Below are 15,121 nucleotides of genomic sequence, written 5' to 3'. Positions count from 1 at the left end.
CGCCCCGCGGGTCCGCGATATCAGAGGCCGATGGCCGCCGCGACCCGCTCGAGGTGACTTGCCCCGGACCCCAGTGTCACGCGGAACGCTTTGATGGATCTGGTGAACACGTGCAACGGGTACTCGGTGGAAAAACCCATCGCGCCGTGCACCTGGTGCGAGTTGAAGACGACCATGTCACCGATGTCGGTCAAATACGCCTTCGCCACCGACACGAACTCGGCCGCCTCCGATCGGTGTTCCGCCAGCGACCATGCGGCCTCCCAGGTCAACAGGCGCGCGGCGTCAATCCCCAGCCGCATGTCGGCGCACCGATTGCTGACCGACTGAAACGATCCGATCTGGCGGCCGAACTGCTCGCGATCGATGGCCCATTTCACCGACAGCTGCAGTGCCGCCTCACACGCACCGACGGCGTGGGCGCACTGCAGCACCGTGGCCGTGAGCAGAGCCCGCTCCACGACACCCGGGACCCGCGACGGATCGACGTCGACAACCTCATCAGCGGTGACCCGGACACCGTCGAAGACGACGGCCGCCCTCGGCTCCCCCCCGATCACCGACTGTGGGCGAACGGCGACCCGATCGGCGGGGACAAGCACCAACGATCGCCCACGGTCCGCGAGTTCGGCATCGACGAGGAACACGTGCGCTTGCTCGGCGAACGGAACGAGTGTGTAGGCGCCTCTGAGCACCCATCCCTCCCCGTCGCGCACGCCCACCGCGGCATGCTCGGACCACTCGTCGGCGACGCCTTCGCGGAGCAGCGGCATGGTCGCCACGATCGCTCCCTCGCAGATCCCGGACAGTGTCTGCGCATACCGTGCGTCATCCGCGGCCACCAACGGCAACGCCACCAAGGCCGTCGACGCCGTCATCGAGCACGTGAGACCCGCCCGTCCGAGCTCTTCGGCCAGGAGCGCGAGCTCCACGAGGGTGCCGTCGGCGCCACCATGCTCGGATGGAACAGCGAGGGCCGGCCATCCCAGCTCGGCGACCTGACGCAACAGTTCTTCATGGTCGTGATGATGGGCCATCTCCCCATCGACCTCGGTCAGGGGAAACCTCTGTGCCAGAAACCGTCGCGCCGTGTCGACCAGGTCTTCCTGCTCACGGTCAAGATTCAGATCCATGTCTCAGCCTGCTTTCGGAAGCCCGAGGCCGCGTTGAGCGACAATCAGGCGCTGTATGTCGACGGTCCCGGCCCCGATCGACATCGGGATCATCTCGATCCACTCACGTTCCATCGCGCCGCCGATCGGGGCGTCGGACTCACCTTCCCGGAGTAACCCGTTCCACCCGACGATCTCCATTCCAACCCGGGCTGCCTCCTGGGTGGCCTGGCCGCCATGTATCCAGGCCATCGAGGCCTCGGCAACGGGTTCCTTGCCGGCCTCGACCATCGACGTCACGCGATAGCTGATGAGCCGCGCGGCCCGGTAACGGCAGTACAGGTCGGCGATCTTGGTGCGGATCTCCGGATCGTCGCAGAGTCGGCGCCCATCACGCTCGGTCGTACGAACGTAATCGATGAGTTGCTCGATGGTGCGCAGGGCGCGTCCGTGCGTTGCGATACCGGTCCGCTCGAATGACAACCCGTACGTGATGAGCGGCCAGCCACCGTCCTGCGGGCCCAGCAGATTCTCCTTCGGGACCACGACGTCTTCGAAGAAGATCTCATTGATCTCGCCGAAGCCACCCATACTCCGGATCGGTCGTACCGTGATACCCGGAGTTGTCATGTCGACCAGCAGAACCGAGATCCCCCTGTGTTTCTTCTCCTCGGTGTTGCTGCGAACCAGCAGCAGGCACCAGTCCGCCGGTGAGTTCGCGTAGCTGTTCCAGATCTTCTGACCGTTGACGACAAAATGGTCATCCTTGTCCTCGGCTCGCGTCCGCAACGACGCGAGATCCGACCCGGCCCCCGGCTCGGAGAACCCCTGGGTCCAGATCACCGACCCCGCGGCCATCGGTGGGAGGAACCGCTGCTTTTGTTCCTCGCTACCGAACCGCATGATCATCGGACCGATGTAGTTCAGATTCATGTACTGGGGTCCACGTGGTTCACCGTGCGCCCACATCTCCTCGCGGAGCACCATCTGCGACCAGAGGTCCCCGTCGCTGCCGCCGTATTCTTTCGGCCACGACAGCGTCAACCAACCCCGCTCGGCGAGCGCCACGCAGATGTCTCGGGTGAGCTGCACGGTGGCATGGGCATTAGAACCGTAGATACCCCGCCACTCGTCGGTCAGCTCGTCGTTCAAGAAATGTCGTAGGTCTTCACGAAACCGGTCCTGCTCCTCGTTGAATTCGAAATTCATATTCGTTGGCAGCCTTCCTGACTCCATTGCCTGTTGCCGCGGCCATGTGCACCATCAGGATGTCGTCCCTGTGTGCCGTTGCATGTCCCATCTCGATACAACGTCAACGAGCAGTGGCCGGTCCGGACAGATTAATGGCACGGCTTCGCCCCGTTCTGCTCGCCCGGGGAGGCCGGGACTTGCTGTTTTGGCACTCCGCGGTTGCGGATGCTCCCGAGAAGAGCGCCGACACAGGTGAGTCTGGTGAAGCGAATGGTCGGGGAAAAAGCGACCTCGCCGCCGCCCCCCGGATCCCGGTGCCCCCTGCGTGGTTTGCGGCCCGCGTTGCGTTGAGGTGCTTGCCGCACGCTCACCAGCGCGCTTCGCCGACTTGGCAACCCGCATCCGCTTCAATGTGTTCCGATTGGGGTGCGGTTAACCAGACTCAGCCAGTCGCGCGCCTGAACAGGTACTCGCTGGTAACTGAGCCGACCAGATCCCCGGCGGGCGATCGAAGGCTAACTGCCACGGATACCGTGTCCAACTGCGAGCCATCGCGCGTGGTTTGTGATTCGAAATTTGTGATTGTCGCCGATGCGTCGTACGTGGCGCCGACCAACAAGGGCAGGTCCTGAACGATATGGCGGTTTCCGCATTCCATTTCGTCGGTTTCGCGCTGCTGCGCCAGAATGCACAGCTCCTCAATGGTGATTCCCATGCATCGAACCGCCGCGACAATGAACCACATCGGATGGGCAAATCCGTCCGGATGCGGATCCGAGAGCACCGACCCTTCGTCGGTCACCGCCTCGTAGGCTTCGATCCGTAGTCGGCCACCAGGAAGAGTGAGACCGTCGAGAGCGGAACGAAGATCATCGGTCGGAGTCGTCATTGCAACCTCACTTGGTTGTCGCCCGAGACGGCGACATCCCGGCGGTCAGCGCTGTCAGGCCTGTGTTCATTGTGATCAAGTTTCCCTCAACTTGTTCGATGCCCAATGTCTCGGAGGCGTCACACCAATCAGCATCAGCGGCGGTATGAACACTCGATCGACGGTTGGCGCTAGATGGCTCACCAATAGATCCTCCGGCGCACTTCCCGCCGCGCGTGTAGCGGAAGTACACCGCTTCCAGCCTTCTGACATCAGGGATACACCGACAGGTTCCCAGCGTGCCAGTCGGCCGGCCGCGTTGAGTGGTGATATGTAGCGTTTCGCGACACATCGACGATCCGCCACCGACCACCTCGGCCTCGACGTGCTCGCACGCTCCCGCGGACGACCAGTCGCCACATCACCATTGCACCACTAGGATCACATCACCCGTCCTGAATTGTGAGACGATCTTGCGCACAATGCTCTGGGTGCTTGACCTTTTCCGTCTTCGCGGTAAAGATCGGCAGCTAGATTGACTGTGGACGAACAGGTTGATCAGTGCATATGGGAGTGAGCATGCTAGCTCTTGATGATTCTCGCGAGTTTTACGCCGCAAGAGAGGCGTTCTTGTCAGACGGGCTAGTCCCGCCCGCTGGGGTGGTCCGCCCGGTAATCTTTGATTCGTGGCACCGGTCGAAGCTGTACGGCCTTGACGCGAACGGAGTCAATGGTGTTCGTGTCGTCGGAGGATCATTAGAAGACCGTCAGCTGGTTCGAGCATCGAAACCTCTTGTCGATCGCTATCGCGCCGGGATGTGGGACTTTCCGTCCGCACTCATGTTCACAGACGAGGTGGGCACGATCCTCGAGCATCGTGTCAACGATCCAAAATTTGCCCGCCGCCTCGACGCGCGCAACATCGCACCGGGGTTCAGCCTTGCCGAGAATTCCGTTGGGACATGCGCAGCCGGCATCTCCCTCGAGACCGGCAAGAATGCGCTCGTTCTTGGTGCCGAGCACTTCCCGACGAGTGGGTCGTCGTTGGCGTCGGCAAGCGCAGTAATACATCACCCGATCACCCACCGGATGATTGGGACGGTGGCTCTCAGCTGTGCTGTCCGTGAAGCGTCTCCCCTGATGCTTTCGTGGCTCGAGGACCAAGCCGACAAGATCGAGCGCTCCATCCTCGATTCGGCGTCTGCGCGGGAACAACAGTTGCTCACGGCGTTCATGTCGGAGAGCCATGACATACGAAATCCGGTGATCTGCCTCAATGAGCGGACCGTCATCAGTAATGCGGCTGCCGCACGTCTGATCGCGAATGTCGATCAGACATTGTTGTGGGAGTTGGCAGCTGAATCGGTGAGATTGGGGCGGTCCGGCTCATTCGAAGTGATGCTTCCCGATTCAGGCACTCTCGTAGAGGTGCACTGCAAGCCGATCGCACGCGGAGACGACGTTGTGGGTGCCACACTCCGTCTCAAGAATGGCCCATCGAGGTCGACTCAGTTGAAGGTGTCGTGTCCGCCACTGTCGCCTCGAGAATCGGTAATTTTACCGCGGCTTGCCGGGCAGAGCATCGCCTGGCTCGAGTTCTGCCGGCAGTTGCGCCTCGCTCTGGACGATCGTAAGGCCATCCTGCTGATCGGAGGCCCGGGAAGTGGGAAGACGAGTGTTCTGACCGAATTGGCGCGAACCTATCAGTCCGATGGTGAAGTCGCCCTGATAGACCTTGACCCGACATCGGATCACCGCGAGCAGATCGCCTCCGCACTCACGGGAGCGGGACCGATCATCGTCGACAACCTGCATATGTGTCGAGGATTCGGTGTGCGCCAGCTCAGTGACGTGTTGCGTGGCACTAGTTCATCGGCGCAAGTGATTGCAGCAATGTTGTGGAATGACAGTAGTGACGGTTGTCTGTCGGCCGACGACTTCGGTGTTTGGCCTGGGGTCGTGATTCAGATCCCGCAGCTGAAGGATCGAATTGGTGACCTTCCGCTCTTGCTGGATTCGCTGACAAGCAAGCGTGTCGCGTCTGGGATGCGTCCGGTCTGGACGGCAGAGGCCGTGCAGACATTGGGCCGTGTCGCGTGGTCGGCCAACGTCGCCTCCCTGGCGAAGATCGTGACGTCGATGATTCGGCGGCATGCCGGCCCGTATATCCGGCGGGACGACCTGCCATCCGAGGTCCTCGCGCTCGCCGGGCGGCGGCCTTTGTACGGATTGGAGTACTCCGAGGTACAGGCGATCATTCAGGCGCTCAAGGCCAGTGACGGAAATAAGAGCCTGGCTGCTGAGAAGCTAGGAATCGCGCGGTCGACTCTCTACCGAAAGGTTCGCGCACTCGGGATCGACCTGTCGGGGTCGACTTACTGAGGTTTCTTCTCTGAGAAGGTTAGCGAGACGCGCGTACCGGTGCGTTCGTCTTGGTCGAGAATGCGCACCGCAACCAGTGGACGATGCGTGCTGGGGAGAAGCAGCTCTACCGGCCGGTCGGCATCATCCGGGGGGTCGGCAGCGAACTATCAAGTCTGCGTGTGGATTCGGTGGCTGTACGGCACAGTCGGTGTTGCTCACGCCCTGATCGATGAGGTCGCGGCGTTGCCAACCCGATTGCGTCGAAACCGTGCCGGGGATCGGGAGCCGGCACGTCACCACACGATATGAAGGTCGCGGCCGAGCGGCCGCCCTCCGTGAAGTTCGGGCCGCATGGAGGTCTGCGCGCCGCGAAAGGCTGGCGAAGTAGGACATGCGCTCGAGGCGCTACTTCGCCAGCCTCACCCGCCGTACTGCGGGGGCGTTTAGTGATTCACGTGACGTCAGGTGAACTCGAGGCCGTCGTATCCGCTGGCCTCGGTGTTCGAGAGCCACTCTTTGTACGCAGGCAGACCCGCGGGATAGAGCAGGAAGCTTCGCGCTTTTCCGGGGATGTTCGCGCCCCACTGCCAGGACGATGCACCATCGAAAATCGTGCCGTCGACAACACCGGCGAGATGGTCGACCCAGTCCTTCGCGGCCTGCTGATCGGCATCAACTGTCTTATGTCCTTTGGAATCCATGTATTCGAGGAGTCGCACGGCGAACTCGACCTGATATTCGGTGACTCGCGGAACGTTGCCGACTAGTGCCTGAACGCCACCGATCATCAAAAGATTCGGGAAGTTGGGCGTCAGCATGCCCATCCGCGTGATCGGACCGTTGGCCCATTCGTCCTTGAGTTTCTTGTCGTCGAGTCCGGTGATGTCGATTTTGTTGAATGCTCCGGTACCGACATCGAAACCGGTGGCGTAAATGATGAGATCGAATTCGAATTCGCGTTCTTTTGTCTTTATTCCGAGTTCGGTTATTTCGAGAATTGGATTCTCCGTGGTATCGATCAACTCCACGTTGTCGCGGTTGTAGGCCTCGTAATATCCGATCTCCATGGGGGGTCGCTTGGCCGCGTAGCCATGATCTGTTGGGATGAGCTTCGCGGCGATTTCAGGGTCGTTCACCCTTGATCGAATCTTCTCCGCGATGAAGTCACAGTATTCGCGGTTGATTTCCTCCGACTCCATCACCTCGGGATAATTTGAGAACAGCGACGCGAAACCGCGCTTGTCCCAAAGCTCTTCCCAAAACAGCTGTCGCTGTTCAGAGTCGTGGTCGCGGGCGGACAGATCCGGGAAGTCGTGGACGAAGCCGCCGAGGTTTTGTGTCGACGCGTGGATCTGATCGTAGGTCGCCTTGATCGTCTCGAGTTCGTCGGGGGAGACCGGTCCGTTGTTCAACGGGGTGGCCCAGTTGGGTGTGCGCTGGAAAACTGTCAGCGATGCGACGTCGTCCGCGATCGTCTGAATGACCTGAACGCCGCTTGAACCTGTGCCGATCACGGCCACACGCTTGTTCGCGAAACTGACTTCACCCGGCCAGCGGGCGGTGTGATGAGATTCGCCTCGGAACTTCTCCCGGCCGGGGAACGCCGGGAAGTGGGGATCGGATAGAAAACCGATGGCGGTCACAAGGATGTGAGTCTTGTACCGCTCACCGTTATTGGTGAGGATCTCCCAATAGTTTTCCTCGGCGTTCCATGTGGCGGCGGTCACTGTTGTATTGAAATGGATCAGCGGGCGAATGCCGAACCGGTCCACGACGTGGTTCAGGTATCGGTTGAGTTGGGGCTGGCTCGCGAAATGCTCGGGCCAGTCCCATTCTTGGAGCAGTTCTTTCGAGAAGAAGTAGCAGTACGTATACGCCTCGGAATCGGTTCGTGCGCCCGGGTAGCTGTTCCAGAACCACGTGCCCCCGACCGCGGGCCCGGCTTCGAGGGCGATGACCCTCCGGCCCTCCTCCGCCAAGCGGTGGAGCTGATGGATACCGCTGATTCCAGTGCCGATGACGAGCGCGTCGAGTATTTCTGTGTCCTGCGATGACCGCGTTGATCGCTGGCTAGTGGCCACGGTGACTCCTGTCCGAAGTGGTGAGTGTTGCGTCGGTCACAATTCCGACGGTGCCTGGCAGTCTGGTCCGGCGCGATGCCGTGTGCATAGAAGCGTCGCAACATGCAACACCGGAAATCGTCGGGGAGTCGAGGACGAACCCGCGGGTCGGTGTCGCCATATGGGACGGTCGCGTTGACATGACCGACGATGGTCGCAGAATCACCTGTTGACGGATCGGATAAGGAGTAACGATGACCGAACTCACCGGACGCGAGATGATGCGGAATCTCTACCGCCTGATTGAAGGAGACGGCCTGTCCCTCGACGATCTGCGGAGCAACTACGACAAGCTGATTGCCCACGCACCGGTCCCAGCAGACATTTCCGTGTCGGAGGTGGACGCGGATGGGGTACGTTGCCTGCTGGTCGGCGTCGCCGGCACCTCGGAGGGTCGCACCATCGTGTGGTTCCACAGCGGCGGATACATGGTCGGGTCGGCTGATGCGTACCAGAACTTCGGTTACCAGCTGTCGAAGGCAAGCGGCGCGCAGGTGCTGCTGGTGGACTACCGTTTGGCACCTGAGGACCCTTATCCTGCACCGATCGAGGACGCAGTCACCGCCGCGAGGTGGGCGATCAGGACATGCCCGGAGGGCAGCGTCGTTATCGGGGGCGACTCGGCGGGCGGCGGCCTGTGCATTGCCGCCAACGTGATCCTTCGCGACGCCGGCCTGCGGCCGGCTGCGGCGATCGCACTGTCCCCGCTGACCGACCTTGCGGGTCGCGGCGAGTCGATGAAGACCAATGGTGCCGGAATCGACTATGCGTGCACACCGGAGACCGTCGCGGGGATGGCCCAGGTCTACTACCCGAATGGCGACCCGCTGGATCCGAAGGTCTCGCCGATCTACGACGAACTCCACGGTCTGCCACCTCTGTACGTCACTGCTGGTTCGATCGAGGCACTGCTCGACGACTCCACCCGCCTCGTCGAGAAGGTCAACGCCGCCGGGGGAGACGCAATCCTCGAGATCGGCGACGATCTGGGACATATCTGGCCGACGTTCTTCTCGATCCTGCCCGAAGGTCAAGCCACGCTCGAACGACTGGGCGGGTTCGTGCGAACCCACGCCAAATCGGCCTGATCCCTCGGCTGCATCCTGACCGACAGTAGAGCACGCGGCCGCGATACCCGGGGCCATCACACTGCGGTCCGTCCATGCCGGTATATCTAAAACCCGAAGGTGTCGAGGTCCGATACTTTGCGGGCCGGATGTGCGTGCACGGGCGGTCCAGACATCATCCACAACGACGAAGAAGGCTGATATATGTACCCCAACGAGGAAGCCAGGAAGAACCCGAACCGCATCGCCGCGGTCATGGGTGGTTCGGGCCGACAGCTGACGTACGGACAGTTGGATGCTTCCGCAAACCAGCTCGCGCATCTCTTCCGCGATCAAGGTCTGGTGCGACACGACCACGTGGCATTCTTCATGGAGAACAGCCTGGAGCTGATTGTTGCGTGCAGCGCCGGGGAACGGAGTGGCCTGTACTACTCCGCGATCGACGCAAAGTTCACCGCCGAAGAGGCAGCGTGGATCGTGAACAATTCCACGGCGCGGGTCGTCATCACCACAGTTGCCCTTCGACCCGTTGCCGAGGAATTGGTGAAGCGGTGTCCGCAGGTCGAGCGGTGGCTCATGGTGGGCCTCGAGCAGTCGGAAGGACCTTTCGAGTCGTACACAAAGGTCACCGAGACGTTGCCGACCTCACCGCAGGCCGATGAAAGAGTTGGTGCCTACATGGCATACACCTCTGGAACGACCGGGCGGCCCAAGGGGATCGCACGCGAGTTACCCGACATGGCCCCCTCGGACCCGCTCCCGATCATGGCGTTCGTAGCCGAGATCTATCGCTTGCACCCGGGCTGCGTCACACTGGTCCCGGGGCCGCTGCATCACATGGGTGGGCAGGCTCCGGCTAGTCTCACCATCCGGCTCGGTGGGACCGTCGTCATCATGGAGCACTTCGACCCCCAGAAGTACGTCGAGCTGGTGGACACGTATCAGGTGACGAACTCTCTGGTGGTGCCGACGATGATGTCGCGTATGCTGGCGCTCCCCGCCGAGTTCAAAGAGAAGCACACCATGGCCTCCATGGAGACACTCCTCCACGGCGCCGCTCCCTGCCCCACGTCGGTCAAGCAGCAAATGATCGACTGGGTCGGACCAGTCGTCTACGAGTACTACGGAGCCACCGAGGGCAACGGCATCACGTTCGTCGACTCCGGCGAGGCACTCGAGCGGCCGGGCACTGTCGGCAGGGCCAAAGTCGGCGAGATCGTGATCCTCGACGACGACGGGAACGAGTTGCCAACCGGTTCCATCGGTCAGGTGTGGTTCCGTGGACGTATCAATTACGAATACTTCGACGACGAGAAGAAGACGGCGGAAAGCCGCACCCCAGACGCCATGCTCAGCACGGTCGGCGATATCGGTTTCCTCGATGAGGACGGCTACCTCTTCCTCACCGACCGGGTGGCCTTCACCATCGTCTCGGGCGGAGTGAACATCTACCCGCAGGAGATCGAGAACGTGCTCGCCGATCATCCGGACGTCGCGGATGTGGCGGTCATCGGGGTTCCCAACAAGGACCGCGGCGAAGAAGTGAAAGCGATTGTGCAGCTCCGGGACGGCATTGATCCGGACACCTACGACTCCCAGATCCTCTTGGATGCGTGCGAGGGCCGCCTTGCCAAGTTCAAAAGGCCACGCTCAATCGACTACGTCGACGAAGTTCCCCGGTCGAGCAACGGAAAACTGGACAAAAAGGGTCTGCGGAAGAAATACTGGGAAGGCCACGCTACCCCCCTCGTCTAGATGTGAGGGACCCGTACCCTCCCGGCGCTGAAGCTGCCGGATACGGTCGAACCGAAAATACGCACCCGGTCCGGTGTCCGCTGGTTCCGAGCGTGCCGCAGTGGAGTTCGGTTCCGCTTCGCCGCACCAACATCCGGCCACATAAATGGCCGAAGCCGGCGATGCCTGCGCCCGGAGACCCCAGGCCCCGGGCCCGTACCACAATGCGACACCTCGCGCAGCGACGCCGTTTCTAGACTGTAGACCTCACCCTAGAGAAGGAGCTTTACGTGGCTATCCTGGTCGAGACTTCCCAGCGTGTCCGTGTCATTTCCCTGAATCGCCCCGATCGGCACAATGCGCTCGACGACCCGACCCTCGACGAGCTGCCCGTCGCCCTCGCCGACGCGTCAGCAGATCCGGCAATCGACGTCATCCTACTGCGCGGTGAGGGTCGATCGTTCTGCTCGGGACGTGACATGAGTGTCATCGACTCCGGAGAGTCGGGCATCGACAACGCCCGTTACGCCAACAACTACGAGTACATTCGTGCCGCCCAAGATCATCGGTTGGCGCTCCTCGGCTCGGCCAAACCCGTCGTGGCCGCGCTGAAAGGCCACGTGATCGGTGGCGGCCTCGAGCTGGCCATGGCTGCAGACATCCGAATTGCTTCCACCGATTCCAAGCTCAGCCTCCCCGAGGTGCTGTATGGAATTAGTACCGACACCGGGGGCGCAGTCCTCGCGACCATTCTCGCCGGACCGTCTCGCGCCAAGTTGATGCTGATGACCGGGCGCCGAATCGAGGCCCAACAAGCTCTCGCATGGGGCCTGGTCGACGAGATCGTCGAGCCCGAGGCGCTCGATGAGGCAGCGCTTGCGCTGTGCCATGAAATCGCTCAGAGAAACAACCCCGCCGTGCAGATCAGCAAGCAGCTCGTCGACCAGACATGGGAGGGCGCCATCAAGAACGGTCTGCGATCGGAGCTCCTCGCCCAGGTCGCCCTGTTCGCCGATCCAGCCTTCGCCGCTCGCGCCGATGCCTGAGTTGACGCCCTGCGATCGAGCATGTGAGCACGTGCCCTCGGCCGTGTTTCACGTTGCGACAACGTAACTCACCCGACGAGCCATAGGTTATGGGACATGCAACTAGCAAACAAGACAGTAGTGATCTCCGGCGGTAGCCGGGGAATCGGCGAGGCCATCGCGATCCGTGTCGCACGAGATGGGGCAAACGTGGCCTTGCTCGCCAAGACAGCCGAACCACATCCCAAGCTTCCCGGCACCATCTATACAGCCGCCGAGGCCGTGGAGCAGGCGGGTGGCAAAGCGTTGCCACTCGTCGGCGACATTCGCGATGACGCCTTTGTTGCCTCCGCGATCGCTAAGACCGCCGACGTCTTCGGCGGGATCGACATCGTCGTGAACAACGCGAGCGCGATCGATATGAGCCATAGCGACGCGATGACGATGAAAAAATACGACCTGATGAACGGCATCAACGCGCGCGGGACCTTCTCCGTGTCGATGCACGCCATCCCGTTCCTCAAGGAGTCCGAGTACGCACGGATCCTGACCATCTCGCCGCCGATCAGCCTCGAGCCGAAGTGGCTCACCGGCGGCACCGCGTACCTGATCTCCAAGTACGGGATGAGCCTCGCGACTCTCGGGCATGCCGAGGAGCTTCGTGACCACGGCGTCGCGGTGAACTCGCTGTGGCCGCGGACCGCTATCGATACCGCCGCCGTTCGCAACCTCTTCGCACGGGGCGCGGAGGGCACCGAGCTACTCGAGCGCACCCGCAAGCCGGAAATCATGGCCGATGCCGCCTACTATGTCCTGACCGCGGCCGGTAAAGAGATTACCGGCCAGTTCTTCATCGACGATGAAGTGTTGGAGCGGTTCGCGGGCATCACGGATCTCACGCCGTACCTCAACGGTCCGAACGCCGATGATCCGCTGATGAGCTACTGGTCCGAACCCCGCCAGTTGGCCTGACCCGATCCACATGCCGGAGCCAGGAGGCTTACACATGCTTGATCACGATGACGTCGACGAGTCGTTCCGCGAGCACGCCCGGTCCTGGCTTGCCCAGAACGCGTCGGAGTTCTTGGCCGACCACGCCGCAGCTGATGTGGACATCGAGACGTCGCGGAAGTTTCTGAGTTTGTTGCACCAAGCCGGCCTTGTCGGAATCACGTGGCCGGTCGAGTTCGGCGGGCAGGGCCGCGGCGAATCCGACGAGAACGTGTTCGCCGTCGAGAGCGCGCGATACAACCTCCCGCTCAAGGTCTTCCGCCTCGGCCTGGGCACGGTGGGTCCCGCGATCCTGGAGCTGGGGACTGTGGAGCAGAAGACCTCGTTCTGCCGTGACATCCTCACCGGAGATGCCATCTGGTGCCAGCTGTTCTCCGAGCCGGAGGCGGGATCAGACCTCGCCGGAATCCGAACATCCGCGACACGTGTCGATGGGGGGTACGTCGTCAGGGGACAGAAGGTGTGGACGTCCGGCGCGCATCTGGCCGACCGCGCGCTACTTCTGGCCCGAACCGATCCGGACGTCCCCAAGCACGCCGGTCTCACCATGTTTCTGATCGATATGCACCAGCCGGAAATCACCGTTCGCCCGCTCCCCGATGTGTCCGGTCGAGCCTTCTTCAACGAGGTACTGATCGACGGCGCATTCGTTCCGGAATCGATGACGCTCGGCGAGGTCGGCGCGGGCTGGGCAGCCGCCGGCCGGACGCTCCAGCACGAACGCGCCGCCGTGTCGACGGGTCTGGGGAAAGGCGACCGAGATACCGACACCATATCGGTGAAAAATCTCCTCAACCTGGCACGAACGCACGGCCGCTTTCTGGGTGATACGGCGCGCGCGGACCTTCTCGATCTGCTTGTTGCCGACCGCCTGGTCGGCCATCTGCGGCTCCGCCTGACGCAGGAGGCTGAAGCCGGGACGGCGATCGGCGCGCGTGGCTCCATCGTCAAGTTGCTGATGGGACGAAACGAAATCGAAGCAGCCAAGACTGCCTCGCGTGTACTGGGGCCGCTGGCGGTCACCGGCCGTGACCCCGGTGGCTCGCCGACCGACGTGATGCAGACCGTGATCGGCTCGCCTGGTCTGGCAATCGCGGGTGGCACCGAGGAGATCCAGAAGAACATCGTCGCCGAGCGAATCCTCGGCCTCCCACGTGAGCCGGACCCGTTGCGGCAGCGCCCGTTCCGCGAGCTCAGAGTCACCGGCGACAACACATCGGCTCTTGGAGTACAAGAATGAAACTGACACTGGACCCCGAACAGCAAGTGCTGCAGGACACCACCCGCCGGTTCCTCGCCGGGCGCGTCTCTGTTGCCCACACCCGTGAGTTACTGGCTCAGGGCGGGCTCCGCCACGACGCAGCGGTCTGGAAGCGGGCCTGCGGCGAACTGGGTCTTGCCGGCCTGATCGCCGATCCCGACCGCGGCGGAAGCGGTACCGGACTCACCGAAGCATCCCTGGTCCTCGAGGAGTTCGGCGCCGTTCTCGGCGGTGGCCCGGTGCTTTCGGTGACAGCTGCCGTTGCCGCGCTCGAGATGGCCGGCGGCGATATCGCCGACAAGTATGTGAGTCGGCTTGTCGAAGGGGAGGCAACGGCGGCCGTCGTCCTCGGTGTCGACGGCGACTTCCAGCCCGGCGCCCCGGCGGTCGACATCGACGGCGGTCGGTGCCGGATCACCGCGTCGTGCCCGAATGTGATGGACGCTCCCGATGCCGACATTTTCGTTCTCATCGTGCCGTCGGATGTCGCCGCTCGTGTCGTCATTGTCGAGCGCGGCGCCCATGGAGTGACCATCGAACCGGTCGCAAGTCTCGACCTGACGCGTGGCTTCGCCGATGTCCATCTCGACAAGGTCGTCGGCGACACTGCACTTCTGGCACCTGGTGCAGCCGAGGGTCTTCGTGATCGAATGGCGGTCCTGATCGCGGCCGAGCTCAGTGGCTTGATCCGATCCTGCATAACCCACACCACCACGTACGCGCAGACCCGTGTGGCGTTCGGGCGGGTCATCGGGTCGTTCCAGTCGTTGAAGCACCGGCTCGCCGACATGTACTGCCAACTCGAGCTGGTCCAATCCGCCGTCCGCGCCGCGACATGGTGCGCGGACTCCGGTGATCGAGACTTCGCGATCAACGCGGCGGTGGCGATGCGAGCGGCCACCGGCCAAGCCGTCGACATTTCAACGGAGTGCCTGCGCATGACGGGGGGTGTTGCCTACACCTGGGAACATGATGCACATTTCTACGTGCGCCGCGCACACCAGGACCAGTCACTGCTGGGCGGACGTGTCGGCAACGACGAAAGGCTCCGAGAGTTGGTCCTCGCGTAGCGTCGCCGTGACCGACCGGTCGGGCGTTCGTGTCGTCGGCCTCGCGCAGGTCGGCGCAGGCCCGGAAGCTCTCCCCCGTCGGGGCTCGATCTTGATCAAGCACCCATTGTCGGCTGCGGAAACTTCGGCAGGGAATGGCGTTCACAGGGCACGGCATTCGCCCCGGGGATCACGACAAAGCCCCGGGGCGCACGACGCCGTGGAGGCCTAGACGCTCCCACCCTCCCACCCGGTGTTCGATTCGGTCATCCACCGCGCCAGTTGGACAGTGTCTTCGATGACGGCGAAGCCCTCGGTG

Annotated in this window: 12 protein-coding genes; 7 read left to right on the top strand and 5 right to left on the bottom strand. The window is 62.5% G+C overall.

Annotated features, from left to right (window positions below):
* Positions 1-20: 20 nt before the first annotated feature.
* The 3 genes from MLGJGCBP_RS44250 to MLGJGCBP_RS44240 all read right to left on the bottom strand — a co-directional run bounded on the left by MLGJGCBP_RS44250 (position 21) and on the right by MLGJGCBP_RS44240 (position 3,192).
* Entirely contained in the window at positions 21-1,133 is a 1,113-nt protein-coding gene (locus MLGJGCBP_RS44250; protein WP_160102775.1) for an acyl-CoA dehydrogenase family protein, read from the bottom strand.
* Positions 1,134-1,136: 3 nt separating this feature from the next.
* The gene (locus MLGJGCBP_RS44245; protein ID WP_160102773.1) at positions 1,137-2,321 is read right to left on the bottom strand and encodes an acyl-CoA dehydrogenase family protein; all 1,185 of its coding nucleotides are present in this window, start codon (positions 2,319-2,321) and stop codon (positions 1,137-1,139) included.
* Between the two features lie 424 nt (positions 2,322-2,745).
* Positions 2,746-3,192 carry a hypothetical protein gene (locus MLGJGCBP_RS44240; protein WP_160102771.1) on the bottom strand — a complete coding sequence of 149 codons (447 nt, stop codon included), beginning with the start codon at positions 3,190-3,192 and terminating at the stop codon, positions 2,746-2,748.
* 558 nt (positions 3,193-3,750) lie between these two features.
* On the opposite strand from MLGJGCBP_RS44240, the gene MLGJGCBP_RS44235 reads away from it, so the two are divergent.
* Positions 3,751-5,553, top strand: coding sequence for a sigma-54-dependent Fis family transcriptional regulator (locus MLGJGCBP_RS44235; RefSeq protein ID WP_268960817.1), 1,803 nt, complete (start codon positions 3,751-3,753; stop codon positions 5,551-5,553).
* Between the two features lie 443 nt (positions 5,554-5,996).
* Here MLGJGCBP_RS44235 and MLGJGCBP_RS44230 read toward each other — a convergent pair whose 3' ends face one another.
* A complete protein-coding gene (locus tag MLGJGCBP_RS44230) occupies positions 5,997-7,616 on the bottom strand; it encodes a flavin-containing monooxygenase (protein WP_160102767.1) in 1,620 nt (539 codons plus the stop codon).
* 233 nt (positions 7,617-7,849) lie between these two features.
* Here MLGJGCBP_RS44230 and MLGJGCBP_RS44225 point away from each other — a divergent pair, with 233 nt between their 5' ends.
* The 4 genes from MLGJGCBP_RS44225 (at position 7,850) to MLGJGCBP_RS44210 (ending at position 12,453) form a co-directional block, all read left to right on the top strand.
* Entirely contained in the window at positions 7,850-8,743 is an 894-nt protein-coding gene (locus MLGJGCBP_RS44225; protein WP_160102765.1) for an alpha/beta hydrolase, read from the top strand.
* A 183-nt stretch (positions 8,744-8,926) separates the two neighbouring features.
* A complete protein-coding gene (locus tag MLGJGCBP_RS44220) occupies positions 8,927-10,477 on the top strand; it encodes an AMP-binding protein (protein WP_160102763.1) in 1,551 nt (516 codons plus the stop codon).
* Positions 10,478-10,746: 269 nt separating this feature from the next.
* Positions 10,747-11,502: an enoyl-CoA hydratase/isomerase family protein gene (locus MLGJGCBP_RS44215; RefSeq protein WP_160102761.1), complete on the top strand. Its 756-nt coding sequence runs from the start codon at positions 10,747-10,749 to the stop codon at positions 11,500-11,502.
* A 96-nt stretch (positions 11,503-11,598) separates the two neighbouring features.
* On the top strand, positions 11,599-12,453 hold the full coding sequence (locus MLGJGCBP_RS44210; RefSeq protein WP_160102759.1) for an SDR family oxidoreductase: 855 nt from the start codon (positions 11,599-11,601) through the stop codon (positions 12,451-12,453).
* A 28-nt stretch (positions 12,454-12,481) separates the two neighbouring features.
* On the opposite strand, the gene MLGJGCBP_RS52535 is transcribed toward MLGJGCBP_RS44210, so the two are convergent.
* Positions 12,482-12,631, bottom strand: a complete 150-nt coding sequence (locus MLGJGCBP_RS52535; RefSeq protein ID WP_236581647.1) for a hypothetical protein — start codon at positions 12,629-12,631, stop codon at positions 12,482-12,484.
* On the opposite strand from MLGJGCBP_RS52535, the gene MLGJGCBP_RS44205 reads away from it, so the two are divergent.
* Both MLGJGCBP_RS44205 and MLGJGCBP_RS44200 read left to right on the top strand, forming a co-directional pair.
* Entirely contained in the window at positions 12,566-13,732 is a 1,167-nt protein-coding gene (locus tag MLGJGCBP_RS44205; RefSeq protein ID WP_236581645.1) for an acyl-CoA dehydrogenase family protein, read from the top strand. The genes MLGJGCBP_RS52535 and MLGJGCBP_RS44205 overlap by 66 nt on opposite strands.
* Positions 13,729-14,823, top strand: coding sequence for an acyl-CoA dehydrogenase family protein (locus tag MLGJGCBP_RS44200; RefSeq protein ID WP_160102755.1), 1,095 nt, complete (start codon positions 13,729-13,731; stop codon positions 14,821-14,823). Before MLGJGCBP_RS44205 ends, MLGJGCBP_RS44200 begins: the two co-directional genes overlap by 4 nt.
* The last annotated feature ends 298 nt before the right edge of the window (positions 14,824-15,121 follow it).

It is taken from the genome of Rhodococcus sp. T7, from assembly GCF_009872365.1.
Lineage (GTDB): Bacteria > Actinomycetota > Actinomycetes > Mycobacteriales > Mycobacteriaceae > Rhodococcus_F.
This window is presented reverse-complemented; position numbering and strand designations above follow the sequence as displayed.